Annotated in this window: 22 protein-coding genes and 1 riboswitch; of the genes, 10 read left to right on the plus strand and 12 right to left on the minus strand. The window is 43.9% G+C overall.

The genetic code is table 11. From position 1 onward, the window contains the following. Window positions 1-620, plus strand: a 620-nt coding sequence (locus AAC155_RS21135; RefSeq protein WP_146748136.1) for a type VI immunity family protein, incomplete at its 5' end; no start/stop codon positions are given. A gap of 3 nt (window positions 621-623) precedes the next feature. Beyond that, window positions 624-896 (plus strand): PAAR domain-containing protein, encoded by a 273-nt coding sequence (locus AAC155_RS21140; protein WP_113044029.1) that lies wholly within the window; start codon window positions 624-626, stop codon window positions 894-896. A 1,463-nt stretch (window positions 897-2,359) separates the two neighbouring features. On the opposite strand, the gene malQ is transcribed toward AAC155_RS21140, so the two are convergent. Continuing rightward, window positions 2,360-4,447 carry a 4-alpha-glucanotransferase gene (gene malQ, locus AAC155_RS21145; protein WP_113044030.1) on the minus strand — a complete coding sequence of 696 codons (2,088 nt, stop codon included), beginning with the start codon at window positions 4,445-4,447 and terminating at the stop codon, window positions 2,360-2,362. Between the two features lie 9 nt (window positions 4,448-4,456). After that, a complete protein-coding gene (gene malP / locus AAC155_RS21150; protein ID WP_113044031.1) occupies window positions 4,457-6,859 on the minus strand; it encodes a maltodextrin phosphorylase in 2,403 nt (800 codons plus the stop codon). A gap of 283 nt (window positions 6,860-7,142) precedes the next feature. Between malP and AAC155_RS21155 the strand changes: the two genes are divergently transcribed. Both AAC155_RS21155 and malT read left to right on the plus strand, forming a co-directional pair. After that, window positions 7,143-7,346: a hypothetical protein gene (locus tag AAC155_RS21155; RefSeq protein ID WP_146748137.1), complete on the plus strand. Its 204-nt coding sequence runs from the start codon at window positions 7,143-7,145 to the stop codon at window positions 7,344-7,346. Window positions 7,347-7,403: 57 nt separating this feature from the next. After that, complete coding sequence (gene malT, locus AAC155_RS21160; RefSeq protein ID WP_113044032.1) at window positions 7,404-10,118, plus strand: HTH-type transcriptional regulator MalT; 2,715 nt, start codon at window positions 7,404-7,406, stop codon at window positions 10,116-10,118. Window positions 10,119-10,126: 8 nt separating this feature from the next. Here malT and AAC155_RS21165 read toward each other — a convergent pair whose 3' ends face one another. Continuing rightward, on the minus strand, window positions 10,127-11,320 hold the full coding sequence (locus AAC155_RS21165) for a multidrug effflux MFS transporter (protein WP_113044033.1): 1,194 nt from the start codon (window positions 11,318-11,320) through the stop codon (window positions 10,127-10,129). Between the two features lie 149 nt (window positions 11,321-11,469). Continuing rightward, window positions 11,470-11,697: a hypothetical protein gene (locus AAC155_RS21170; protein WP_146748138.1), complete on the minus strand. Its 228-nt coding sequence runs from the start codon at window positions 11,695-11,697 to the stop codon at window positions 11,470-11,472. Between the two features lie 483 nt (window positions 11,698-12,180). On the opposite strand from AAC155_RS21170, the gene AAC155_RS21175 reads away from it, so the two are divergent. From AAC155_RS21175 to AAC155_RS21195, 5 genes are all read left to right on the plus strand, one after another. Next, window positions 12,181-13,431 (plus strand): class-III pyridoxal-phosphate-dependent aminotransferase, encoded by a 1,251-nt coding sequence (locus tag AAC155_RS21175; protein WP_387492600.1) that lies wholly within the window; start codon window positions 12,181-12,183, stop codon window positions 13,429-13,431. Beyond that, on the plus strand, window positions 13,431-14,492 hold the full coding sequence (locus AAC155_RS21180) for a zinc-dependent alcohol dehydrogenase (RefSeq protein WP_113044035.1): 1,062 nt from the start codon (window positions 13,431-13,433) through the stop codon (window positions 14,490-14,492). Before AAC155_RS21175 ends, AAC155_RS21180 begins: the two co-directional genes overlap by 1 nt. Before the next feature lie 13 nt (window positions 14,493-14,505). Beyond that, the gene (locus AAC155_RS21185) at window positions 14,506-15,138 is read left to right on the plus strand and encodes an HAD family hydrolase (RefSeq protein WP_113044036.1); all 633 of its coding nucleotides are present in this window, start codon (window positions 14,506-14,508) and stop codon (window positions 15,136-15,138) included. A 185-nt stretch (window positions 15,139-15,323) separates the two neighbouring features. After that, window positions 15,324-16,475, plus strand: a complete 1,152-nt coding sequence (locus AAC155_RS21190; RefSeq protein ID WP_113044037.1) for an MFS transporter — start codon at window positions 15,324-15,326, stop codon at window positions 16,473-16,475. 16 nt (window positions 16,476-16,491) lie between these two features. Next, window positions 16,492-17,073, plus strand: a complete 582-nt coding sequence (locus AAC155_RS21195) for a DUF1349 domain-containing protein (protein ID WP_113044038.1) — start codon at window positions 16,492-16,494, stop codon at window positions 17,071-17,073. 60 nt (window positions 17,074-17,133) lie between these two features. Here AAC155_RS21195 and AAC155_RS21200 read toward each other — a convergent pair whose 3' ends face one another. Both AAC155_RS21200 and AAC155_RS21205 read right to left on the minus strand, forming a co-directional pair. Continuing rightward, window positions 17,134-17,619, minus strand: coding sequence for a hypothetical protein (locus AAC155_RS21200; protein ID WP_113044039.1), 486 nt, complete (start codon window positions 17,617-17,619; stop codon window positions 17,134-17,136). Between the two features lie 306 nt (window positions 17,620-17,925). After that, window positions 17,926-18,402 (minus strand): carbohydrate binding domain-containing protein, encoded by a 477-nt coding sequence (locus AAC155_RS21205; protein WP_113044040.1) that lies wholly within the window; start codon window positions 18,400-18,402, stop codon window positions 17,926-17,928. 278 nt (window positions 18,403-18,680) lie between these two features. On the opposite strand from AAC155_RS21205, the gene AAC155_RS21210 reads away from it, so the two are divergent. Then, window positions 18,681-18,806: a hypothetical protein gene (locus AAC155_RS21210; RefSeq protein ID WP_262405184.1), complete on the plus strand. Its 126-nt coding sequence runs from the start codon at window positions 18,681-18,683 to the stop codon at window positions 18,804-18,806. 420 nt (window positions 18,807-19,226) lie between these two features. Here the strand turns inward: AAC155_RS21210 and thiH are convergent, their stop codons facing one another. From thiH to thiC, 6 genes are read right to left on the minus strand one after another with little or no spacing between them, the layout of a single operon-like run. Then, window positions 19,227-20,351: a 2-iminoacetate synthase ThiH gene (thiH, locus tag AAC155_RS21215; protein ID WP_113044058.1), complete on the minus strand. Its 1,125-nt coding sequence runs from the start codon at window positions 20,349-20,351 to the stop codon at window positions 19,227-19,229. A 14-nt stretch (window positions 20,352-20,365) separates the two neighbouring features. Next, entirely contained in the window at window positions 20,366-21,133 is a 768-nt protein-coding gene (locus AAC155_RS21220; protein ID WP_113044041.1) for a thiazole synthase, read from the minus strand. Between the two features lies 1 nt (window position 21,134). Continuing rightward, window positions 21,135-21,335 carry a sulfur carrier protein ThiS gene (thiS, locus tag AAC155_RS21225; RefSeq protein ID WP_113044042.1) on the minus strand — a complete coding sequence of 67 codons (201 nt, stop codon included), beginning with the start codon at window positions 21,333-21,335 and terminating at the stop codon, window positions 21,135-21,137. Further along, entirely contained in the window at window positions 21,332-22,081 is a 750-nt protein-coding gene (locus AAC155_RS21230; protein ID WP_113044043.1) for a HesA/MoeB/ThiF family protein, read from the minus strand. Before AAC155_RS21230 ends, thiS begins: the two co-directional genes overlap by 4 nt. A 10-nt stretch (window positions 22,082-22,091) precedes the next feature. Further along, complete coding sequence (gene thiE, locus AAC155_RS21235; protein ID WP_387492579.1) at window positions 22,092-22,742, minus strand: thiamine phosphate synthase; 651 nt, start codon at window positions 22,740-22,742, stop codon at window positions 22,092-22,094. Beyond that, the gene (gene thiC, locus AAC155_RS21240; RefSeq protein ID WP_113044045.1) at window positions 22,726-24,663 is read right to left on the minus strand and encodes a phosphomethylpyrimidine synthase ThiC; all 1,938 of its coding nucleotides are present in this window, start codon (window positions 24,661-24,663) and stop codon (window positions 22,726-22,728) included. Before thiC ends, thiE begins: the two co-directional genes overlap by 17 nt. Window positions 24,664-24,780: 117 nt before the next feature. Next, a riboswitch (TPP riboswitch) is annotated at window positions 24,781-24,906 on the minus strand. Between the last annotated feature and the right edge of the window lie 49 nt (window positions 24,907-24,955).

Raw genomic sequence — 24,955 nt, forward strand, 5'->3', positions numbered from 1 at the left:
TACCCAACGACTTCTATGACTACTTTCCTTTAGAGTATCAACTGGCGCAACGTTACCCTTCCCTGCAAGTGAACTCCGCAGTGCACACAGCTAAATTACAGTATGAACATTCCATCCGTGGCATTAATTGGATCACCCTGCTGTCCAAACGATTTGTAAACCGACTGGGTGGAGAATATTGGATACGCCGCACGCTGCGCCCCTACCGGGATGTGGAGATTACCCCTTATTCCAATGGTCTGATGATCCGGGCCGGTCAATACCCGGACTTAACACCACTGCCGGGCAGTGTCCCGGAGAGTTATTTTGCTATTAACCAACTGATACGCCCAATACGAGTCATTCCCCGCGAAGGCCATTCCCTGCACTTTTATGGCGAAGGTCATTTTGATGATATTTCCACACTGGCCTGGTATGCCCGTTATGACCGGGGACCGCTGCATGTAACCCCTTTGAGAGGTGACCATCCGGCACTGGTCAGCGGGATCTGGCAAACCGACAGCCTGCCTGACAAACAGTATTTCTTTGCTCAGGGGGCGATGGCTTTTGATGTTGAAGGTGCAGAACCGGGCACAACTGTATGGCATTTAATACGAGAAACGGAAAATACAACGGAGTAAATAATGCGCAGTGTAGTGGAAAGTAAAAAAGTTATCCTTAAAGGTGATACCACAACAACCGGAGGTGAGGTTTTAAAGGGTTCCTATTTGGTAAACCAACACCTATCGGTTGCCTGTAAAGGTGATCCGGTGTTTTGTCCCGCCTGTAAACAAACCGGCGCGATTGCGGAAGGTTCTAACTTGTTCAATATACAAGGAATACCTGTCGCGCTGGAGGGACACCTTGTTAATTGTGGTTGCCCGACCGGCGCTTGTCGATTAAAGGTACGGTCATAACTATCAAATGCTAAAGCCTTTAATTGAAATACCCATAAAACCGGAGCAGGTTTTAAACTGTGATTAAAAGTTATTTTTTTAACCTATGATTTTAATCGGTATCTGGTTTTAATCTTTTTTTATCTTTTGGATATTTAGGTTAATGGTTAGTGAATTTCGACTAAATGTACTTAATCTCTCCCTGTTTGTCTTTTTAAATATATCATGGCTGGTTAGGTAAATGTAAAATAAGTGGAGGATAGTATTACCGATAAATGGATTAAACATAGCAGAGAATAGGTTGTTTTTAGTCACTTTATGTTTTTTAAAAAGTTGGCATCAATGGTCTACCTATTTTTTAACCCTTAGTTGATTAATCACAGGTAAAAGGGAAATGTAAGTTAAAAAAGTAATGTTAAAAATATGATAAGCTTGTACTGTGGTTTTCATTCTGATGGGGTGCTTATTTTTAATTGGAAACCTGTTATAAAGAACGGTTTTTATTGCTTAATTGTGGTAAATATAAAGGTTTTTACATTTTCTGAACCGTATTTAACGCCCTTGTTTTCATTAAACTGATATTTAGGTTTTCTCGTTTCTCCTTTTTCTATATCTGATTTTTTAGGTTTAAAACTAATGAGGATAGCAGAGAGTTAACGGTATTAAAGTTAATGCTCATTTCTTTAATCATTTTTAATGCTGTTAAATACTCTTGCTTTTTCGGGGATGCTTCTCGGTTTTCTACAATTATAGTCTCTGATTTTTCGTAAACTTGTTGCAGTCAGGAAAAATCTTTTATTTAAGAGAATTGGTTTAATACTGTTAAAGCTGTTAAAGCTGTTAAAGCTGTTAAAGCTGTTAAAGCTGTTAAAGCTGTTAAAGCTGTTAAAGCTGTTAAAGCTGTTAAAGCTGTTAAAGCTGTTAAAGCTGTTAAAGCTGTTAAAGCTGTTAAATGTTTTGCTAGGATATATTCTTGTTATTGGGTTAACGCTGTTATTTTTTTCACCTTATTTAATCAATTTAAAATCTATTTTTTCTGATGTTTTCTCTTCTAATGTCAGTATGGTATCGGATTTTTTACCCACTTTTAAAAAGCTTTAATCACTGCTTTTTACTTTTGATGATTAAAGTTTTTACTTGTTTTTTCCGAGGTTCGCTTGGCCTCTTTTCCAGTTTTTAAAACCATACTGACAGACAAAAAGCGGCTTTTCTTAACACCTGTATTTATCATTGATGAAAACTCAGCGGTGATAGTCAAGGCGTTAAAAATCAGCAATATGAAGGATGGTTTATATATCCGTTATCTTTCAAGTTGCCTCTTTATTGGCTGCGCTCGTTCACCCCGGTCACATCGTTCTCTATGCTCCCGGGGATTCGCTCCCTTGCCGTCGCGATGCATCTTGAAATCCATAGGGTATAGATTAAAACCATCCTTTAAACTGGAAAGAATAATGCCTGTACAGGAGAAATAGGCGTTACGGTATTTAACCTCTGGCTGTTCCTGCTTTTTTACGGCATCTATCTACATCTTTCAGCAATTGATTGACATGATCATCACCAAACAGGGTTTCCAATGTGGTATTCAGTTTTCGCCGCCAGTTAGGGTATTCCATTACCGTACCTGGAATATTGACAGGTTTATCCATATCCAGCCAATCTTCGGGTTGCAGTCCCAGTAGTGAGCTGGCACTGTGGGCAATATAGCGATGTAACCCTTGGTTTATCATCGGTGACATTCCAACCTCTTTTGCCGTGTCACCGATATGTTCCGGGATACAGCCGTAGCGATGTAAACCTTCTAATAACCCTTGTTTGCTAGCTTGACGTTCGGTATATAACCCTTGAAGCAGGTTTTTATCAGGATATAACTTGAGTGATTCCCCAAGGGTCAAATCGGCGCTTTGCCAGAATCCACGTAAAGTAGGCAAATCATGAGTGGTGATGGTCGCCATTGCTTGTATCGGGTAATCCTCAGGTGCGCGGTATTCCCCATTGCCGTGACGCTCAAAGTAGAGCACTTTATAAGAATAGACACCGCTATCGCGCAGCTTGCCCACAATCTCTTCCGGTACAATTCCCAAGTCTTCACCAATGACCAGACAGCGATGGCGCTGACTTTCTAATGCCAGAATCGCCATCAGATCATCAACTGGGTAGTGTACATATGCTCCTTTGTCGGCTGTTTCACCGTAGGGAATCCACCAAAGTCTGAGCATCGACATAACATGGTCAATGCGTAAGGCGCCGCAGTGGATCATATTTGTACGCAGCAGATTAATGAACGGTTGGTAAGCTTGGGTTTGCAAAACATGAGGATTCATTGGTGGTAAGCCCCAGTTTTGACCCAGTGGCCCTAGGGCATCCGGTGGTGCTCCCACTGATGCTTTGGTGCAGTAAACAACTCGGTTGCACCAGGTTTCCGAGCCGCCTTCCGCTACGCCGACGGCCAAATCACGGTAAATTCCAATGGACATGCCACTTGTTTGGCTTTGGGTAAAGCAGTCTGCAAGCTGAGTATCGGCCAACCATTGTAGCCAGAGGAAAAATTCCACTTCCTGCGGGTGAGATTGGCAAAATGTTTGTACCGCTTCACCGTGCGGATCGCGGTACTTTTCCGGCCACACCGGCCAACCCCAATAGGTACTATTTTCAGCATATAACTGGCAGTGCAGAGCGTCATAGACGGCTTGATAGTAGAGACATTCACCACCTTGGATGACAAATTGGCGGAAAGCGGTTTTTGACGAATCATGTTCTGGACGAGTGCTGAATTGTTGATGTGCCAGACGCAGTGCTGCTATTTTCAACGCCATAACTGTGGTGTAATCTACCCATTCCGCGTTACGGGCATCCTGTAACATGCGTTGAGTCGTCGCTGTTTGCCACCATCTCTGTGCTTCTTCATTGTGTTTGAAATCTTCAACCTGATTAACATCAATGTAAATCACATTAAGCCAGTTGCGTGAAGAGGGGCTATAGGGGCTGGCGCTTTCTGGCATGGTCGGATACAGCGCATGCAATGGATTTAGTCCGATGAAGGCACCACCGCGTGTTGCTATCTCTTTTAGCATGTGTTTCAGGTCACCAAAATCGCCAATTCCCCAGTTGTTTTCTGAACGCAGAGTATAGAGTTGCACACAGGCCCCCCAAAGTTTTTCCCTCCTTTGCAGGGCATCTGGTTCATAGCAGCGTTTGGGTGCCACGATAATCTGCATAGACCAGCATTGGCTTCCTTGTGTCAGAGTGAGGCGGTGGTACCCCAGAGCAAGCGGATCAGGTAGCACCAGTTTATGGCAGCAATGCCCCTGAAATTCCTCTCCTTGTTCTGTCCGTATCTGCCATTGGTAATGCTCTTCGTCTTTCAAGGTGATAGTGAAGTGTTCACCTTGAGTAAAAACTTTTACTGTCGGCAAGGGTGAAACCGGCACGTCGGCCGGTTTGTTTACGTTTATCGCATCTAACAAGCGATGTCGGGTTTCCGTTGGAATCGCTTGTGGCTTGCCATAAGCATTAATGTAGCTGGCGACAATGCCAGCCTCGGTAGCTAAATGATCGAGGCTCTTCTCCCCCATGATTTTTCCTTATCGGTTTGCTTGCCAGATGCGTTGTTGATAATCACGGATTGTTCGGTCAGAGCTGAACATACCCATCCGGGCAGTGTTCAGAATGGCGCTACGCGTCCAATGTTGAGTATCGCGGTACAAAGTATCGATCCGTTGATGCGCATCACAATAGGAGGCGAAATCAGCTAGCACCAGATAAGGGTCTCCACCTTCAATCAGACTATGTAGCAGCATATCGAATGCTCGTTTGTCGCTATAGCTGAACTCGCCGCTAGCCAGTGCTTTGAGTATGTTGTCCAGGTGTTGATCTTCTTTGAGTAATTTCAGTGGGTCATAGCCAGCAGCTTTTAAGGCTTTCACTTCTTCTACGGTATGCCCGAAAATGAAGATGTGGTCATCTCCTACCTGTTCGGCAATTTCAACGTTCGCCCCATCTAATGTTCCGATGGTCAGTGCGCCATTCAGCGCCAGTTTCATGTTGCCGGTGCCGGAAGCTTCTTTGCCGGCTGTGGAGATTTGTTCTGAAACATCAGCAGCCGGTATCATTAGCTCCGCGACAGAAACTTTGTAATCGGGGATAAAAGCGATCTTAATGCGATCACGGACGATTGGATCGTTATTAATTTTCTCCGCTGCCTGATTGATGGCAGAGATAATGTTTTTTGCCAAATAGTAGCCGGGCGCGGCTTTTGCGCCAAACAGGAATACACGTGGCACGATATCCAGTTCCGGGTTTTCCTGAATTTGTTTATAGAGCGATAGGATATGCAACAGGTTCAGATGCTGACGTTTATATTCATGCAAGCGTTTAATTTGCACATCAAAAATGGCGTTTGGATCTAGCTTAAGCCCCATCACTTTATTGACATAATTGGATAGCAGGCTCTTATTGCCTTGTTTGATAGCTCGGTATTCTTCGCGGAAAGCGGCGTCATCTGCATAGGGTTCAAGTGTTTTAAGGGCATCAAGATCGTTAATCCATTCGCGATTAAGTGTACGGTCAAGTAATCCTGACAGTGCCGGGTTACATTGTTTGATCCAGCGACGTGGGGTAACGCCATTTGTCACGTTGAGAAACTTATTCGGCCATAGTTGATGGTATTCAGGGAAAAGATCCTTAACGATGAGCTGTGAGTGCAGCGCTGCTACCCCGTTTACGGCAAAGCCCGCGACGACACAAAGATTCGCCATGCGTATCTGATGGTTATAATGTACAGCTAATTTTTCCCATACGGCTTGCTCGCCGGGCCAGGTTTTGTCCACCAACTTTTTAAACCGGGAGTTAATTTCTTGAATGATGCTGTAATGGCGTGGCAGCAGGTGGCTGACGAGATCCTCGTCCCAGCATTCCAAACCTTCTGGCATCAGGGTGTGGTTGGTATAGGCGAAAGTATGGCTGGTTATCTCCCATGCGGTTTCCCAACTCATCTGGTGTTTATCCAGCAGAATACGCATCATTTCAGGGATGGCAATCGTTGGGTGGGTATCGTTAAGCTGGATAACTTCATACTTAGGCAGATCTTCTATTTTGTGGCCTGCCAGATGATGGCGACGTAAGATATCTGCGACGGAGCAAGCACACTGGAAATATTGTTGCATCAGACGCAGGCGTTTGCCTTCTTGATGATTATCATTCGGATAGAGAACTTTCGTGAGCTTAGCGGCTTCAACACCTTGCTGTTCCGCTGCCAGAAACTGCCCGGCGTTGAATTTGTCGAGATCAAATGGCGTAGCATGGGTTGCTTGCCACAGGCGTAATGGTTGAGTAACACCATTGTGATAACCAATGACCGGTAGATCCCAAGCTTCTCCAACCAAGGTAAATTCAGGTGCCCAGATTTCGCGTCCATCATCTGTTATGACGACTTCGCCACCAAAATTCACCTCAACATCTAACTGAGTGTTGTGGCGGAACCAGGGATAAGATTCTCGTCCCCAATTGTCTGGTTCTTCAATTTGTTGTCCTTGTTCAAAGGATTGGCGGAACAGGCCGTATTGATAATTCAGGCCATAGCCAATTGCCGGCTGACCGACGGTTGCCATAGAGTCAAGAAAACAGGCGGCAAGCCGTCCCAATCCACCGTTACCTAAAGCGGGGTCAGTTTCTTGTTCCAGAAGATCACTCAGAATGATATTTTCTTCTGCCAGGTAAGCCTGAATGTCTTCATACCAACCAAGGTTAAGCAGATTGTTTGCGGTTAAACGGCCAATCAGAAACTCCATAGAGATGTAGTTCACATGGCGTTGTTGGTTGGAATGATTGATGACAGGGCATGTGGGCAACAGCTCTGACAGGGCCGCACTAACGGCTTGCCACCACTGATGCTGGGTCATTTCCTGTGCTGAACCGAGGCCAAAGCGCTGCCATTGACGTGTCAGCGCAGCCTGAAACTGGGCTTTATCTAATCTGGACTGTTGCATGGAGTCTTCATCCTGTAGCTGAAAAGGAAAATTTAAGCACTATGCTGAATGCTCTCAGGATCTAAAGCATCATCCTAGAGAGGTATTAGTCAGGGAGGAGTAGAAGGGCGTAGCCAGTAACCCTCTTTCGCATCGTTTTGGCATCTAATTGCGTTCATTTTCTTCCAGCGGATCGATAAGGTAATTTGCTAATTGCTTCCACAACTTGTATGTAAAAATGGAATTTGCTGTTCAAGAATGTGATAGGGTGCGCAACTTAATACTATGGGGGGCGTAAACATATTTGCAAAAGCAATCTATTTCACTAAATTTGGTTGGGCCGATTAATGGCGTCATTACGAACCATGAAATAAATCATCTATACCCTATGGATTTCAAGATGCATCGCGACGGCAAGGGAGCGAATCCCCGGGAGCATAGCAAACTATGTGACCGGAGTGAGTGCAGCCAACAAAGAGGAAACTTGAAAGATGACGGGTATAACTAATATCACTCATGGTTCCGGCGCAGGTTTTACTTATCGCTTCTTTGGGCACGGAAATTAATGCTTATCCCATCAAAACTGAGTCGTCCCGTTCGTCTGAATAATACAGTCTTGCGTAAGCGTCTGTTAATCAGACTGAATGAGTCGTCTAATTATCGTCTTGTGCTAATAACTAGCCCCGCTGGTTATGGCAAAACCACATTGGTCTCTCAGTGGGCTGCCGAGCAGGATAATCTGGGATGGTATTCTTTGGATGAGAGCGATAATCAGCCGGAACGTTTTGCCAGCTATCTTATCGCGGCGTTGCAGCAGGCTACGCAGGGACACTGTGTTAAAAGTGAAGTGTTGGCCCAAAAACATCAATATGCCAATTTACCCGCGCTTTTCGCTCAATTATTTATTGAACTTAGTGAGTGGCGGCGGCCCATTTTCCTGGTGATTGATGATTACCATCTGATTGTGAATAACATTATTCATGAGGCTATGCGGTTTTTCCTGCGTCACCAGCCTGAGAATCTGACGTTAACCATCTTATCGCGTAATTTGCCTTCTCTTGGGGTGGCTAATCTGCGTGTGCGTGAGCAATTGCTGGAAATTGACAGTCAGCAACTGGCTTTTGATTATCAAGAAACGCAGCAATTTTTTGATAAGCGGTTAACCACATCCCTTGATGCCGACGATTGTAAGCGCTTATGCAATGAAGTCGCGGGTTGGGCAACGGCGCTTCAGCTTATCGCGCTTTCAGCGCGGCAGTCGTGTGATGCCGCTGAACTGTCGGCTAAACGCTTGTCGGGCATTAACGCCGGCCATCTTTCCGATTATTTGGTGGATGAAGTACTCAATCAGGTGGATAGTTCAACGCGTGGATTTTTATTGCGCAGTTCTATCTTACGTTCCATGAATGACGGTTTGATTGTTCGTCTAACCGGTGAAGAGAATGGTCAGCAGCGTCTTGAAGAAACTGAACGTCAGGGGCTGTTTATCCAGCGTATGGATGACTCTGGCGAATGGTTTCGCTTTCATCCGCTTTTTGCTTCATTTCTACGTCAACGCTGTCAATGGGAAATGGCGTTGCAATTGCCGGAGTTACATCGGGCGGCCGCAGAAGGTTGGTTGGCGCAGGGGTATCCGGGCGAGGCGATTCATCATGCCTTGGCGGCGGGTGATACTGCCATGCTACGCGATATTTTGTTGCAGCATGCTTGGTCGCTGTTTAACCACAGTGAGTTATCTCTGTTGGAAGAGTGTATGAATGCGCTGCCTTATGAGCAGCTATTGGAAAATCCGCGTCTGGTGCTGCTTCAGGCTTGGCTGGCCCAAAGCCAACATCGTTATTCAGAAGTCAATACACTGTTAAACCAAGCGGAACAGGCATTGCAACAGAAACAAATTGCTATAGAGCCGGATCTCTTGGCTGAATTCGATGCGCTACGAGCTCAGGTGGCTATGAACAGCGGCAAGCCGGAGATGGCCGATAAGTTGGCGAAACAGGCTTTGGCGGCACTGCTTCCTCAGAATGAATACAGTCGTATTGTTGCAACTTCCGTGGAAGGTGAAGTATTACATTGTAGAGGTGAGTTGGCTGATGCATTAGCGCGGATGCAACAAACCGAGCAGCTTGCGCGTCGTTTCCATGTTCATCACTATGCGTTGTGGGCGCTGTTGCAGCAAAGTGAGATTTTATTAGCTCAGGGATATTTGCAGACGGCTTATGAAACGCAGAACAAGGCATTTGAATTGATCCGTGAACAGCATTTGGAGCAGTTGCCAATGCATGAATTTTTGTTGCGTATCCGTTCACAGCTTTTGTGGTGTTGGTCTCGTCTTGATGAAGCCGAAGATGTAGCGCGTCGTGGGCTGGAAGTGTTGTCTAACTTCCAACCTCAACAGCAGTTGCAGTGTCTAACTCAGTTGGCTAAATGCTCTTTGACCAGAGGAGATATTGATAATGCCCGCCGTTATCTGGCGCGTTGTGAAAACTTGCTAAATAATGGGCAGTATCATCGAGATTGGCGTACCAATACTGACAAACTGCGAGTCATCATTTGGCAGAATATGGACGACAAAAATGCCGCTATTCGGTGGTTGGCACAGACTGAGCGACCAGAAAGTGTCAGTAATCATTTTAATCAGGGTCAGTGGCGCAATATTGCTCGTGCTCAGATTCTGCTTGGTTTGTATGATGAGGCTGAGTCCATTTTGGATACACTGAATCAACATGCGAGAAAATTGCAGTTAATTAGCGATCTGAATCGTAATTTACTGTTGTATAACTTGCTTTACTGGCATATCGGACGCAAAAGCGAAGCGCAGAATGCACTCATTGAGGCATTGGCTCTGGCTAACCGTACTGGATTTATTAGCCATTTTGTCATTGAAGGTGAGTTGATGGCCCAACAATTACGTCAGCTTATTCAGCTCAATACCTTGTCTGAACTGGAGTTGCATCGGGCGCAGCGCATTTTGCGGGATATCAACCGTCAGCATCGCCATAAATTCGCTCATTTTGATGAAAGTTTTGTCACACAGTTGCTAACACATCCTGATGTTCCTGAGCTTATTCGCAATAGTCCGCTTACACAGCGTGAGTGGCAGGTGTTGGGATTAATTTACTCAGGCTACAGTAATGATCAAATTGCCGCAGAATTGGATGTAGCGACGACAACTATTAAGACGCATATACGGAATCTGTATCAGAAGCTAGGGATTGCGAATCGCCAGGAGGCGATTCAGCAAGCACAGCAACTGATGCAGATGATGGGGTTAGGTGTGTGATTGATATTTTAAGATTCTAGCGAAACTACCCGCCCTTTCAGGTTACGGCTGAGTATGTGTGCTGACAGGATTAGCGTGGTACCGAGCAGCATGACTAACACGAGTGACTGTTTGAGCGAAAATGGCAACGCCATAGCAATGAGCGAGAGGGTAGAGCCGACAGCCATCTGGACGAATCCTATCAGTGCAGAAGCGACACCGGCTTCGTCAGAATAAGGCTCTAGTGCATAACTGGTCGCAGGTCCCATAACAAATGCCATACCTGTACAGGCGAAAGAAACCGGCAACATATAGCTTAGCCAGTGCTGGCTGGCGACAGTTGGCAGATGCATGCCAGAAAACAGAGATAGGCTAGCCAGTGCCATTAGAATTGTCCCTAACAGTAGGCAGCAAGGGCGGCCAAGTCGATGGATAATTTTATTGGCGGTTAGGAAGGCGATCATCGTCCAGAGTCCGTTGCCACCAAAAATCAATGAAAATGCTAGTGGTGAAATATGGCCCTCAGTCATTAGCACGGTTGGTGCAAATGACACATAGGTAACCACTATTCCCATAATGCCAGCGTTAACTAGGGCAAAATGTGTAAACTGGGCATTGCTAAGAATTTGAAAATATTGCTTTAGTGGTAATCCGCGAACGGGTTTAGTGTTAGCGGGGCGCGTCTCTGGTAGCCAGTTGGCAATGATAAGTAGTGCAATAACCGAGTAGCAAGTCAAAAACCAGAATGGCGCTCGCCAGTTGAACATTTCGGCCAGAATACCGCCAAGTAATGGCGCGAGAGCAGGAACAATATTTAGCGTACCGTTAATAAATCCATAGGCTTTGGCCGCCTCATCACCGTTTAGGCGATCACGTACACCACTAATGCAGACGACACTGGTACAGCAGACTGCACATCCTTGAATAATTCTCGCTGCAATAAAAATTTCGGGAAAAGTAGAAAGCGCTGCGATCACCGAACCGATGATATATAAGGTGATACCCGTTAGGGCTACTGGCCGACGGCCGAATTTATCTACCAGTGGCCCAGCGATTAACTGACCTAGCCCCATAATTAATAAAAACAAAGAAATCGTTGACTGAATAACTTCATTGTTAACTTTAAAATCCTCAGCAATGGCAGGAACCGTAGGCAAGAATACATCGATACCCAAAGGTCCAAAAAGTGCCAAGCTAAGTAGTAGAAGAATATAATTTTGCATGTGTGTTCTTTTAATATTTCAATAATGGTGGTGGTTTTATTGGTGAATAGGCTCAGTGGAATTTATTCTTTAGCGTCACCAGAGAGCTTGGATACACCAGAAATCCTACTGGCGAGTCATTTCAAGCTAGCGATAGGGATGTTTAAGGATCACGCACAGACTGAACCCTTTACTTTTTTTAAAGTCTGAACTTTATACGAGCTATTCACCGGTGTAAACCAACCCGCTTGTGTGGGTATTTTATACCCGTCATCTTTCAAGTTGCCTCTTTGTTGGCTGCACTCACTCACCCCGGTCACATAGTTCTCTATGCTCCCGGGGATTCGCTCCCTTGCCGTCGCGATGCATCTTGAAATCCATAAGGTATAAATATTCAAATCTTAAATACAAAAAAATGACATCGCGCTGTAGCATCAGCTTATTTTTCACTCGATATTTTAATGTCAGTCGGCAGTTTGGCTATCCTTAGTATAGAAAACGCACATTGTTTCTGACAAATCAGAAATGATCGAGAATCTTTTATTATATTTCATCACCTGTCAGAAAATAGCCAGGCATTAGGTAAGTGCTCTTATCCTCTGCGGAAAAGCTGCGAGATGGAGGATTTTGGTACAGTTTTTGTGGGATTTGAACAGAATTTCTTATCATTAACTCTATAAATCAGTAGTTCTGCATGTTATTAACCAATAATTCAAAATAATAATGTATTTTATACAAAATACTTTAATTTTTTAAATGTTTATTGGGTTATTGCAGACTTTTTGTTGATATAAACTAAGTTTTAGTAAATATTACCTTATATATTAAAAACTGATTTTATTTGTTGTGGTTATGAATAGTTAATCAAGGTAATTAAAATGATGGAAAATGAAAAACGGTTTGAAGATATGCTTTCCCGCTTTGTTGGAAACGGGCCTTATTTGGAAATTGATGGTGAAAAGTATATCGATGCAGCTTCGGGGACATTTAACCTTCCACTTGGGTACACTAATCGCAGAATAACAGAAAAATTAAAACAGCAGATCGACAGATGTACACATTTAAGTTCAGCTTATACCCATGAAATGTCACAATATATTTTGGGTAAATTAGTTAAACATACCCCTGAGGGCATTGATAGAATATGGTTACGTGATGTTTCCGGTTCTGGGGCGGTTGAATGTGCAATTCGTATCGCGCAAAAAGCAACAGGGCGTTCAGGAGTTATCTCTTTCTTTCTGGCTCATCACGGTCAGTCTTTAGCCACAGCGCAAATTTCAGGTAATGCTTTTAGAATTAAAGATTTCCATGTCAGCATTGATGGTTCTTTAAAAATTCCAACCCCTGCTAGTGTCATGTCAGAATTTGACCCGAATACAGAACCTAATCAATATTTTGACTTAGAACAATTTATTCAATTAGGTTCAAATGACAATATTGCCTGTCTTATCATTGAACCTATTCAAGGAAATGGCGGAAATAACGTTTTCCCTGTCGATTTTTACCGTAAGATCAGAGATATCTGCCATAAACATGACATTATTATTATCGCAGATGAAGTACAGACCGGATTTGGTCGTACCGGGACATTTTTCGCCTCAACCGGTTATGCTAAAGAATTAGAACCCGATATTATTGTTTTCGCTAAGGGCGCTGGTGGCATAGGTATTCCTACCGGTGGTGTGCTGATGCGGAGTTCATTAGATGTATTAGAGTCATTCGAACATTCTAGTACATCAGGCGCTAACCCTCTTTCATTAACGGCGCTCAACGAAATTATCGATATCATCGAAGACGAACAGGTTCTGGAGAATGTGCAGCATAATGAAGCTTATTTACGTGATGGCTTATTAGCATTACAGCATAAATACCCAGAAATTACTGGTGTTAGAGGCGTCGGTTATATGTTTGGCTTTGATACGCCATCACCAGAGTTTGCGGCACAAGCGATTGCAATAGCGAATTCTCATCACTTGATCATCCGGGGTTCGCGTTATGGTAAAGGTCGTGCACTTAAAGTTCGTCCACCGTTAATTTGTACTCAGGAACATTTAAACGAAATTCTGTATAAGCTTGATCTGACTTTTGCTGATATGACGTTAAATATGCTGGACAATAAGGAGGTAGCGTAATGAAAGCACTTAAATTTAATCGGGTGTGGGATATGCAAATTCAGGATGTTGAACCGTTACTCTGTGTTGAGCCTGATGATGTCGTTGTTGATATTGCGGTGTGCGGCGTTTGTGGTACAGATATTGGGATTATCACCGGTTCTTATCCTGTTGCTATTCCAGGAACTACTTTAGGTCATGAAACAACGGGTGTTGTTGCTCAAGTAGGAAAGAGTGTCACTCGCTTTAATGTAGGTGACCGTGTTGTCATCAATCCAACTTATTCCTGTGGGCATTGTCGGATGTGCCAGACAGGCAGCCCAAATCATTGCGAGAAAAAATTGGGAACCGAAGCGGGAGTTTCCTATGACGGGGCATTTGCTGAGCAATATCTGGCGAAAGAGAGTTCACTGATAAAACTGGATGATCATGTCAGTATGGAAGAGGCATCACTGACTGAGCCACTCAGTTGCACGCTGACCGGGGTTGATAAACTGGGCATTACTCATACTAATATTCGTGCAGCGGTAGCTGGCGCAGGCCCAATGGGGATGCTCTATATTTGGGCTTTACATGCCAGAGGCGTTAAGGCTTTCATGGTCGAGAAAAACGAAAGTCGTGTTCAATTTGCCAAAGAAAATCTGCCGCCAGAATGTGAGCTATATACTGATTTTGATGAGGCATTAACGCAACAATATGGCGATAAATCAGCGCCTATTGATCTCTGTGTGGATACGACCGGGCAATTAACTGAATACATTTTTGACCATTTGGCACCTGGCGGAAAATTGTTGAATGTGGCGCTTAAAGATAAGCATGCCAATCTTGATATCTTGAAAATTGCTGATAAGAGCCTTTCCGTGATTGGTTCCATCGATTCTCTGAATAACAGTTTTGAGCGTGCTTATACCATGATCCGTGATGGCGTTATTCCAGCTGGTCGTCTGGTCAGCCAAGTTTTTGATTTTAATGATTACTTGCAGGCTTTTCTCACTGTTGGTTGTGATATTGCGAGCAAAAGCCAAAAACCACTGTTTACTCCGAACTGTAAAGTGCTTATCCGTATTTCCGATCTAAAATAATGGAATGTTTCACATGGATAGATTTAATGTGATTTTTGATATCGATGGAGTCGTTGTTGACAGTGAACAATTGCACTTTGATGTTCTTTGTGATTTGGCTCCTGACTACACACAGCATGTACAACCACAGCAACTTATTGGCCTGAGTTTGGAGGAAACATTAGATTACATCGGGGTTCCAGCTCTGCAACAGAAAGGGATCACTGCGCAAATCGTCTCGGTTTACAAAGATAAGCTATCTAAAAGTTACCTTCGTCCAGGGATTTCCCGGTTGATGGCGGCCTTACAACAGCACCGTATCCCTTTTGGCTTTGTTTCTACTGCGCCGCGGGAAGTGTGTTTGGCGAATATTGGATTGCTGGAGTTGAGTGAAAACCCTGCTTTAATCTCTGGTGATGATGTTGCGAGGACGAAACCTTATCCCGATCCCTATCTTGCTATGTTGAAATTGAAGTCTATGGATGTTCATCAGACATTAGTGATTGAAGATACCGATTTGGGCATTACAGCAGCAACGCAGGCAGGTATTCCCTATGTGTATGCCTGGCCCCATGCTTTATCGGTTGCGGAACAATATCAACAGGCAACTCGTATTATCGGGACGCTGACCGATATTCCGCAATTTTCTAAAATTAATTTTGGGTAACTTAATATACCCTATGGATTTCAAGATGCATCGCGACGGCAAGGGAGCGAATCCCCGGGAGCATAGGTAACTATGTGACCGGGGTGAGTGAGTGCAGCCAACAAAGAGGCAACTTGAAAGATGACGGGTATACCCTCCGTTAGTCATAGCGGAGGGCATTTTATTTATAATAGAAGGAACATGAGTTGTCTGATCAAAATATTATCTCTTTGGTAAAACAACCCATTATGGCGACGCGCGCCGCTTTTTTTATTGCTGGCTTTAGTCTTGCAAGTTGGGCTCCTCTCATTCCTTTAGCTAAAGAACGGCTACAACTTGATAATGGCGCTATGGGGCTTCTAATGTTGGCATTCGGCATTGGTTCTTTCATCATGATGCCAATAGCGGGCATGTTGGCTGCACGCTTCGGTTGCCGGAAAATTTTCACTTTATGTGCTTTGATCGTGTTAGTGATGTTGCCAGGGTTAAGTGTATTACCGACACCGTTGACATTAGCTTGCGTTTTATTTGTCTTTGGTGCAGGTATTGGGGCAATGGATGTTGTGGTCAATATCCACGCCGTCATGGTCGAGAAAATGGCTCAGCGGCCAATTATGTCTGGCTTTCACGCGTTATTTAGTTTGGGCGGGATCGCCGGTGCGGGATCGGTGAGTGCATTATTGTCTCTGGGAATATCACCTCTCCAGGTGATGGTAATGGCGGTATTACTGATTATTTTACTGCTATTGCCGGTATGGAGTGGGTTATTGAACGAAGCCGAAGCGGGTAATACGCCATTCTTTGCTGTGCCTCATGGGATCGTGATTTTATTGGGCTTTCTCTGTTTTGTTGCCTATATCATGGAAGGCGCAATGCTGGACTGGAGCGGGATATTATTAACCAGCGTACATAATATCAGTAGTCATCAGGCGGGTATCGGCTATACCCTGTTTGCTATTGCTATGACATCGGGTCGCTTTATGGGTGATAAAATCATTGCCTTTTATGGACACCGACGGGTATTTATCAGCAGTGCTTTATTGGCTACTTCTGGATTTATCCTTATTTACTCAGCATCAACTGCAATGATGTTAGGGGTCTCTTTCCTGATGATAGGCGCAGGATTATCCAATATAGCGCCAATGCTTTTTACTGCTTCTGGTCAACAGAAAATTATGCCTGATTCACTGGCTGTTGCTGCGGTTTCTACCATGGGATATTCTGGGATTTTGTTGGGACCTGCAATCATAGGTGGATTAGCGCATATTGTGACATTACACGGCGCTTTTGCTTGTATTGCTTTACTCTCTATTTCCTTATTTGCAGGATGTAAATTGATTGATTCGAGCGGAAGATAATATAGAGGGAGTTCCTATGGGTTTATCACAATATCATTGGCTTAATGAACCATCTGATTGGCAATGTGGCAGCGACTGGCTTAATGTCACTACAGATCATAAAACTGACTTTTGGCAACGAACATGGTATGGCTTTGAACGTCATAATGGTCATGTTTTTGGGTGTTATGTTGAGGATGATTTCACCTTTCAACTCTGTATTGAAGGCTGTTTTGAACATTTATACGATCAGGCAGGAGTCATGCTATTAGTCGATGAGAAACATTGGTTGAAAGGCGGAATTGAATATTCTGATGGTCATGCCTCGATTGGTAGTGTGCTAACACGTGATCATTCTGATTGGTCTATGGGCGTATTTCCTGGTGATTCTAGTAAATTCTGGTTACGTTTGACTCGTGAAGAGGGATATTTAAGACTGCAATATTCTACTGATGGTTTACGGTGGCCATTGTTGAGGTTGTCTCCTTTTTTTGAAGATAAACAACCTGTCTTTGTTGGTGCAATGTGTTGTTCTCCAGAACGGCACGGATTACAGGTGCGGTTTTCTGATTTCCAATTGACACCACCAATAAAAAAACCATTGCATGATTTAAGTTAGCCAAACGGCTCAACACCCGGAGCAATGTGCTTCGGGTGTTATGTATCAAGGTTATATGCCTTAAACCCTTTCTAAAATAAAACCGGTAAAGTCAGCAGTTGCCTCTTCTGGAAGTTCTACAAATTGGTTTTTCAGCATGTAAATACGTAAAAGCCCTTCTTCATCTGTGTTTAATTCAACTGAACCGGCCATAAAATTGAAGCTATTTACAGCAAAGGATTCAGGGCCAAATGTGCGATTTTGTAAACCAAAATAAGCGGGCAAGGCCCTTTGTGGTGTTAGTTGAGTCGATAAGCGTGCTGTACCTGTCAGTCTATATTTAACGTTAGGTTCCAACCCTGTTATAATTTGATCAATGACGCCAGAGCTGGAATAGGTTTGGATGCTAAGAAAATTAACGCCATTCTCGGATAAGATTGCTACAGTTTCAGGGTGTGGGATTCTCCAGCCATGATATCCTTCATTAAATGAACCATTAACTAGCTCTTTATTAGCGTTTTTTGTATCAGAATAATCTGCGCTATTTAGCATTTTCTTCATATCCATATATGAGTCCTTTTAAATGAATGGCAATTAAATTTAATTTTGCTTAATGATTTTTTCCTGTAAACACTTTATCAATAATGAAAAAATATTCAATCATGTTTTTTGATTGAAGATTAGGCTTGTGATAATTAATGTGAAAATAAATGACAGGGCTAAATTGTTTCGATGGTAATTTATCTTAAAATAATTGAACCATATTCCAATTAAAATATTAATTTATGATTTTATTTTCTCAACCAATATTTAAACACCCAGAGCCGTGAACTCTGGGTGTTTAAAATGTTAAAATATATCTAAGTTAAATGTTTAGGCTTTCTCTAAAATAAAACCGGTAAAGTCAGCGGTTTCTCCGTCTGGTCGATGGCCAACTTGATCTTTCAGTAAATAAACGCGTAAAAGTCCCTCTTGATCTGTACTTAATTCTACTGAACCCGTTGTAAAGTCGGTGCTGTTTACAGCAAAAGATTCTGGGCCATCGGTGCGACTCTGTAAACCAAAATAAGCTGATGAGGCCCATTCTGCTGATACGCGAGCTGTACCTGTTAGTTTATATTTAGTGTTCGGCTCTAATCCTTCGATAATTTGATCAATGACGCCGGAACCGGTAACGCTTTGGATTCTGATAAAGTGAACGCCATTTTCAGATAAGATTTCTACTGATTCAGGGGCTGGGATTCTCCAGCCGTTATATCCCTCTTCGAATGAGCCGTTAATCAGTTCTTTATGAGAGTTTTTCTTGATATCAGAATAATCTTCATTATTTAGGATTTCTTGTACGTTCATATATGAGTCCTTTTTAAATAGATAGAAATGAATTTAATTTATTTCAGCGCTTTTTTTTCGGGAGGGCACTTTATCAATAATAGGATAATACTCAATTGTATTTTTTGTTGGTGGTGAGTTGTAATTTGTATAAATTAATAAGGAATAAATAATAGGGAGTTAAAATATATACAGTAAATATAGTATTTTTTATTTATTCAATATAGGTATATACCCTATGGATTTCAAGATGCATCGCGGCGGCAAGGGAGCGAATCCCCGGGAGCATAGATAACTATGTGACCGGGGTGAGTGAATGCAGCCAACAAAGAGGCAACTTGAAAGATGACGGGTATAAACTGGATTTTCATACTCTTATTTTTGTGAGGAATATACGTATAGGTCAGGAAAGGTATTTTGCATAGAAATTATTTTTTTAGGTGATAATGATGATAAGTAATATAATGTGATGAATTATTATGTGATGTTTTTATGATGTCCAATGTATATCGAAATAATAGAGTGAGAATTATAGTTTTATTTTAATTACAATAAGGAAAGTTTATTATATATTTTTTATCTACGATTTTTTTGAATTAATTAAAGTGAGGGGAAATAAAATGATATTTTAATTAGTGAAGATTAGCTCTTTTTTATTGCTAAAATTGATGTGTTTTATAATCTGTAATTATTTTTTATTCTCGTTTTAATCTTATTGGGATTGGTTTATTACTGTCTGGTATTGGCACCAGACAGTTTTTTATATTAATTCCTATTGCGTGGAGTTATTACCTGTTAAAGTCTTTTACCTAAACTCGAATTATTTGAAAAAAGAAAAAATTAAATTATCGACCTAAATAACTATCCCAATCTTTCCAGACAGGTTGTAACCCGGCTTTAATTAATACGTCTGCAACCTGATAAACAGAACGGTTATCATGCGGCATAAATTGCTCCAATTCTTCGTGGCTATTATCTGCGTAACCACCGGGTTGGGTTTTAGAACCGGCACTAACATTGTTGATTGCCAGTGGTATGACGTGATCGCGGAAGAATGGAGATTCACGAGTAGAAATAGAAAGCTCAACATCTGGCGCAAATAGACGAAAAGCACAAATCAGTTGTACCAGTTCTGTTTCACTCATCAGCGATGCGGGCTCAATACCTCCAGCACAAGGTCGCAAACGTGGGAATGAAATAGAGTAACGGCTTTGCCAATATGTACGTTGCAGAAAGAATAAATGCTCCGCCACCATATAGCAGTCTGTCCGCCAATGACTAGAGAGGCCAATTAGCGCTCCTAAACCGATTTTATCGATTTTAGCATGACCAAGGCGATCGGGTGTTTCTAATCGCCAGTGAAAATCCCGTTTCTTACCCCGTAGATGATGTAGCAGGTAAGTTGGTTCATGATAGGTTTCCTGATAAACCATCACACCGTCTAACCCCAGGGTTTTCAGTTCAGAATACTCTTCCTGTGTCATAGGCTGAACTTCCATCATTATTGAGCTGAAATATTCGCGGATAAGTGGCAGATAGCGGCGGAAATAATCCATACCGACCTTGCCCTGATGTTCTCCGGTGACTAACAACAGATTGTCGAAGCCTAGCGCTTTAATCGCCTGACATTCGGCAATAATTTCATCTTTATTGAGTGTCTTGCGTTTGATGCGGTTACTCATTGAGAACCCGCAATAGGTGCAGTCATTGGCACACAAATTGGAGAGATAAAGCGGTACATAAAAACCAACGGTGTTACCGAAGCGTTGACGAGTCAGTTTTTGTGCCCGTTGTGCCAGTGGTTCGATATAGGATTTCGCTGCCGGAGAGAGCAAGGCCATGAAATCGTCCAGATTTAATTTGTTACTGTTTAATGCCCGTTCAACATCCTGCGCGGTTTTGCTATTAATGCGAAGGGTAATGTCATCCCAGTTCAACTGCTGCCAGCGGTAACTAAAACTACCGCTCATAAGATGATGAATCATCAAAATGCCCCTAGAAAATCGGTCAGTGGACTGGATGCAACAGCATGTTGTTTCGGACTTGCCAGGCCAGCTTGATAGGATAATTCACCCGCTTCAATCGCGATTTTGAAGGCTTGAGCCATTTTTACTGGGTTACGTGCAACGGCAATTGCGGTGTTGACTAATACAGCATCCGCACCCAGTTCAATCGCTTCCAATGCATGGCTTGGTGCGCCGATACCGGCATCAATGACCACCGGCACTTGTGCTTGTTCAATAATAATTTGCAGGAAATCTCGGGTTAGTAGCCCTTGATTAGAGCCGATCGGTGCGCCTAAAGGCATGACCGCCGCGCAACCCACTTCTTCCAGACGCTTACACAAAACGGGATCAGCACTGCAATAGGGCAGAACGACAAACCCATCTTTGACCAACATTTCAGCGCCTTTGAGTGTTTCAATCGGGTCAGGTAACAAGTATTTCACATCAGGATGAATCTCTAGTTTGATCCAGTTTGTCGCCAGTGCTTCACGGGCCAAACGGGCGGCAAATAGGGCCTCTTCTGCGGTTTTGGCTCCAGAAGTATTTGGCAGCAATTTGACGCCAAGTTTTTGCAATGGCGCTAAAATAGCGTCATTACCGCTCTGCAAATCAATGCGTTTCATTGCCATCGTGACAAGCTGGCTGCCGGAAGCCGCTATAGCCTGAGTCATTAAATTGGCATTGGCGAATTTGCCTGTACCGGTAAATAGACGGGAATTAAAAGTCGTATCAGCAATTTTTAGCATATCAACCTCCAGAAATAGCCTGAAACAGAAGGATATTGTCTCCATCATTAATTTGATGCGTATTCCACTCTGAACGCGGAATAATGATTTGATTAATAGCCAGTGCCATTCCCGGTTGTGTTCGTTCAAGTTGTTCTAGCAATTGCTGTATAGCCAGAGGAGCCATAAGCTCCATCGGCTGGTCGTTTACCGTAATTTTCATGCCATATCTCCGCAAATCGGGCATTGCTGCGACGGGTTAAGTTGTAGTGTGCTCCAGCTTTGCTGTTTACCATCAAACAGTCGGAGTTTGCCGCTTAACGGAGAGGGAAGCCCAGTTAACATTTTGATGGCTTCCAATGCTTGTAATGTGCCGATGATACCCACTACCGGACCTAATACACCCGCAGTCCGGCAATTTCGTAATGGCTCTTCCTGTTCAGGGTAGAGACAGTTATAGCAGCCATGAAGATAAGGGGGTTCAAATACCATAAGTTGGCCGCTAAAACCGACAGCACTGCCGCTGATTAATGGTTTTCGCGTTGCCACACAAGTGGCATTGATGGCGTGTCGAGTTGTCATGTTGTCACAGCAATCGAGAACCAGATCGACTTGCTTCACGATTGTTGTCAGAGATTCCTGGTTCTGACGTTGATTAAGGATGATTGTTTTTATCAGCGGATTCAATGCATTGAGTTGATTGGCTGCAAGTTCAGCTTTTGCGGCAGGGATCTCTTCGGTGCGGTAAAGTATTTGCCGTTGTAAATTGGAGATGTGCAATTGGTCATCATCAGCGAGATAAATTGTTCCCACACCTGCCCCGGCTAGATAGAGAGAGGCGGGAGCGCCTAACCCTCCCAGTCCGACAATCAGTACGCGGCTGGATTTCAGTTTTTCCTGCCCTTCCGGGCCAATATCTTCGAGTAACAGTTGTCGGCTGTAACGCATAAATTCTTGATCATTCAACATAAGCACCTCTCTATCCCTTTAACTCAATGCCTTCAACCAAATGAAGCAGTTGTGCGGTGGCCTGGCGCCAATCCTTTGCTTTGGTAATTGCACTAACCAGCGCCACACTGCCGACTCTCGTTGCAATGACATCCGGTACGCGTTCAAGAGAGATGCCTCCGATGGCGACAGTGGGATAGTCTGGTGTGTTTTCTACTTGCCGTTTTAGTGCTGCCAGTCCTTGTGGGGAAGATGGCATCGCTTTGGTCGTGGTTGGGAAAATATGGCCGAGAGCGATGTAAGACGGACGCAGAGATTTAGCTCGTGCCAGCTCTTGTTCATCGTGGGTAGAGATTCCTAACCGCAATCCCGCTTTTTGGATGGCGTTCAGATCAGCGATAACTAAATCTTCCTGCCCCAGATGAACACCATAAGCGCCATGCTTTATTGCCAGTCGCCAGTAATCGTTAATAAACAAACGAGCGTTATATTGGCGACCGAGCATAATGGCTTGCTGAATCTCTTCTTCTACCTGATCTTCTGGTCGATCTTTAATTCTCAACTGAATTGTGGTGACGCCTGCTTTTAACAAGCGGGAAATCCACTCTAGCGAATCCACGACGGGATACAGGCCCAATTTGTATTCCGTTGGGGCAAATGGCGCGTTAGGCAGATTGTTCATGAGAGACATCCTCTACGCTGTGATACAACTCGCTGCCTCTAGCGCGGAATGTTTCAGACATCTGTTCCATACCGGCGGCATAATCGCGTACTTCCTGAGAAATCTTCATAGAGCAGAATTTAGGTCCGCACATAGAACAGAAATGCGCAATTTTGCCGGAGGCTTGTGGCAGAGTTTCATCGTGATAGGCGCGAGCAGTATCGGGATCGAGCGCCAGATTAAATTGATCTTCCCAGCGGAATTCAAAACGTGCTTTAGACATGGCGTTATCACGGATTTGTGCGCCGGGATGGCCTTTGGCGAGATCAGCGGCATGAGCAGCAATTTTGTAGGTAATTAGCCCTTGTTTAACATCATCTTTGTTTGGCAAGCCGAGATGCTCTTTCGGCGTTACATAACAGAGCATGGCGCAGCCAAACCAGCCAATCATGGCCGCACCGATACCGGAAGTGAAATGGTCATAACCGGGGGCAATATCTGTTGTCAGTGGACCAAGGGTATAGAAAGGGGCTTCATGACAATGTTCCAACTCTTCCGTCATATTGCGGCGGATCATCTGCATAGGAATATGCCCAGGGCCTTCGATCATCACCTGAACATCATATTCCCAGGCAATTTTGGTCAGTTCGCCTAATGTATGCAGTTCTGCAAACTGCGCTTCATCGTTAGCATCCTGAATAGAACCGGGGCGTAGACCGTCGCCCAATGATAGGGAAACATCATAAGCGGCGCAGATTTCACAAATTTCACGGAAATGTTGGTAAAGGAAGTTTTCTTGATGATGAGACAGACACCATTTCGCCATAATCGAACCACCGCGGGACACAATTCCGGTGAGGCGTTTGGCTGTCATCGGTACATAGCGCAGTAATACACCGGCATGAATGGTGAAGTAATCTACCCCTTGTTCCGCTTGTTCCAGCAAGGTATCACGGAATATTTCCCAGGTGAGATTTTCCGCTACGCCATTGACTTTCTCCAGTGCTTGATAAATAGGGACTGTACCGATAGGAACCGGGCTGTTACGTAAGATCCATTCGCGGGTTTCGTGGATATAACGGCCCGTAGAGAGATCCATTACCGTATCTGCGCCCCAACGAGTAGACCAGATTAACTTTTCTACTTCTTCCTCAATAGAAGAGGTGACTGAAGAGTTACCGATATTGGCATTAACCTTTACCAGAAAATTACGACCAATAATCATCGGCTCTGATTCAGGATGATTAATATTGGCAGGAATAATTGCCCGACCGGCTGCGACTTCCTGACGGACAAATTCTGGTGTGATATTTTCCGGCAACTGAGCGCCAAGACTTTGTCCAGCATGTTGTTGGCGTAATACATCACCGCGGATACGTTCACGTCCCATATTTTCCCGTAGTGCGATAAATTCCATTTCCGGGGTGATGATGCCTTGACGGGCATAGTGCAGTTGAGTAACGCATTTGCCTTTATGGGCTTTTAATGGATGGGGGCGAGTATTGAAACGTAAATGATCGAGACCGGCATCCGCCAGGCGTTGCTGAGTAAAATCGGAGCCGAGGGCGGCAACAGGTTCAGTATCTTGGCGTTCGTCGATCCACGGTTGACGTAGTTGGATTAACCCAACATGTACATCCAGTTTGGAATCAGGATCGCCATAAGCGCCGGAAGTATCATAAACCGGAATGGCTTCGTTTTCCTCATACTGAGGTTCTTCTTTAGTGCCGCCAATTAACGTGGGAGATAATTGAATTTCACGCATTGGAACGTGGATATCGTCACGGGAACCTTGAAGATAAATTCGTCGTGAATTTGGGAATGTCACGCCTTGAATAGAATTAATAAACTCTTGAGCGGCATCGCGTTGCGCTTTACGTGGGCGTGCCGGATTGGGTTTTGGTGAGACATCGGTTGTAGGGATAACAGTATTATGAGACATAGCAAATTCCTAACTGTGTTATTGGGAAAGTTGCTTGTCTGGAGCTCGCAGGCAAATGAGTAAGAGTAATATAATTGATGGCTGGACAGACCTGTAAAAAATTGGGTGGGCTGACAGCGGTTGATTACTCTTGTTCCCTTCGCGGGTATTAACCCGATCAGGTTCCGCGGATCCCGAATTAACGGTCTCAGCCTGTGTATGCTGCGATAAAACAGCTTACGCTAGGCACTCCGACAAGAAAGTAAACAGTAGTATAGAAGGGATTATGAAAACTACAACCCCTACTGATTGA

The sequence above is a fragment of the Photorhabdus sp. HUG-39 genome, from assembly GCF_963878365.1.
In the GTDB taxonomy this organism is placed as follows: domain Bacteria; phylum Pseudomonadota; class Gammaproteobacteria; order Enterobacterales; family Enterobacteriaceae; genus Photorhabdus; species Photorhabdus kayaii.

Coding starts and splice junctions, on each gene's coding strand:
- AAC155_RS21140 (WP_113044029.1), top strand. CDS start 624: ATGCGCAGTGTAGTGGAAAGTAAAAAAGTTATCCTTAAAGGTGATACC.
- malQ (WP_113044030.1), bottom strand. CDS start 4,447: ATGGGGGAGAAGAGCCTCGATCATTTAGCTACCGAGGCTGGCATTGTC.
- malP (WP_113044031.1), bottom strand. CDS start 6,859: ATGCAACAGTCCAGATTAGATAAAGCCCAGTTTCAGGCTGCGCTGACA.
- malT (WP_113044032.1), top strand. CDS start 7,404: ATGCTTATCCCATCAAAACTGAGTCGTCCCGTTCGTCTGAATAATACA.
- AAC155_RS21165 (WP_113044033.1), bottom strand. CDS start 11,320: ATGCAAAATTATATTCTTCTACTACTTAGCTTGGCACTTTTTGGACCT.
- AAC155_RS21175 (WP_387492600.1), top strand. CDS start 12,181: ATGGAAAATGAAAAACGGTTTGAAGATATGCTTTCCCGCTTTGTTGGA.
- AAC155_RS21180 (WP_113044035.1), top strand. CDS start 13,431: ATGAAAGCACTTAAATTTAATCGGGTGTGGGATATGCAAATTCAGGAT.
- AAC155_RS21185 (WP_113044036.1), top strand. CDS start 14,506: ATGGATAGATTTAATGTGATTTTTGATATCGATGGAGTCGTTGTTGAC.
- AAC155_RS21195 (WP_113044038.1), top strand. CDS start 16,492: ATGGGTTTATCACAATATCATTGGCTTAATGAACCATCTGATTGGCAA.
- AAC155_RS21200 (WP_113044039.1), bottom strand. CDS start 17,619: ATGGATATGAAGAAAATGCTAAATAGCGCAGATTATTCTGATACAAAA.
- AAC155_RS21205 (WP_113044040.1), bottom strand. CDS start 18,402: ATGAACGTACAAGAAATCCTAAATAATGAAGATTATTCTGATATCAAG.
- thiH (WP_113044058.1), bottom strand. CDS start 20,351: ATGAGCGGTAGTTTTAGTTACCGCTGGCAGCAGTTGAACTGGGATGAC.
- AAC155_RS21220 (WP_113044041.1), bottom strand. CDS start 21,133: ATGCTAAAAATTGCTGATACGACTTTTAATTCCCGTCTATTTACCGGT.
- thiS (WP_113044042.1), bottom strand. CDS start 21,335: ATGAAAATTACGGTAAACGACCAGCCGATGGAGCTTATGGCTCCTCTG.
- AAC155_RS21230 (WP_113044043.1), bottom strand. CDS start 22,081: ATGTTGAATGATCAAGAATTTATGCGTTACAGCCGACAACTGTTACTC.
- thiE (WP_387492579.1), bottom strand. CDS start 22,742: ATGAACAATCTGCCTAACGCGCCATTTGCCCCAACGGAATACAAATTG.
- thiC (WP_113044045.1), bottom strand. CDS start 24,663: ATGTCTCATAATACTGTTATCCCTACAACCGATGTCTCACCAAAACCC.